The sequence below is a fragment of the Paenibacillus sp. EKM206P genome (genome assembly GCF_011066155.1).
Taxonomy (GTDB): domain Bacteria; phylum Bacillota; class Bacilli; order Paenibacillales; family Paenibacillaceae; genus Paenibacillus; species Paenibacillus polymyxa_D.
The window spans coordinates 1-911 of record NZ_JAAMNQ010000056.1; the positions used below are offsets into that span (position 1 = coordinate 1).

Below are 911 nucleotides of genomic sequence, written 5' to 3' on the forward strand. Positions count from 1 at the left end.
GGACTTTTATGACGATAGACGATTTGCAAGGGTTGTCCATGCCAGCCGCTGTAGAAATTCGTCCGTAATATAGCATGTCGACTAATCAGCAGCTTCAGACTTTCCTCGAATGTGGACGGTGCAAAATGGCCCTCCAGATCAAAGGTCGCCTGTTCAAAATACACGCCTGTTTCTGCATTCATCAGACTGTGGAACAGCATACCCTTTTGCATGGGGGTTAACGGATATACATTTTCCAATTCCCCAACCGTCTGGGTCTGCTCCTTAATCGTATCTAATTGCTCCATTGTCAGGCCTTTAAACAGCACATCACTTGGAGTCAATTCGGCCCGCTCCCGTGTGACACAATGCTCGATTATTTCAAGCAGATTGGATTTCAGCAGATTGGCCAGCATTTGGACCGTATCTTTACGGAAGGCTTTGCCGTTATACCGAATATCGAGTTCCAGAATGCCGTTCGTTACGATCCCGCTCACATCGAGCGCATATTTCATTTTCGTCCGGTCACTAACGGCCGATCCCATCGAGTAAGGAGACATACGGATATCGCTGTTTTGCAAGTCCTGATCCAGCTGTCCGAGGTAATTGAAGCTCACTTGCGGCTCGGCAAAAGCTTGATGTTGAGCGAGATGCAGTGCATCTGCTTGCTGAGCCATGGCTTGGCCAGATTCACTCAAATATCTCCAAATTCCGTAGCCCATTCCTTGATTCGGAATATCACGCAGACTCTCTTTGACCTGTTTGATGCGTTCCGACAAAGCCTGATCACGACCGATGTCCAGCCATATCGGATATGGACTCGTAAACCAGCCTATGGTACGAGAAATGTCCGTGTCCGGCAAAATGTTCTCACGTCCGTGTCCCTCTAAATGAATCAGACTGCGTTCATGACCCGTCCACGTATACAGCAT

General features: G+C 48.3%; 1 protein-coding gene. It reads right to left on the bottom strand.

The features are described 5' to 3' along the window. Window positions 1–911 (bottom strand): condensation domain-containing protein (locus tag G9G53_RS25620; protein ID WP_238796316.1); only part of this gene is annotated, 911 nt, incomplete at both ends.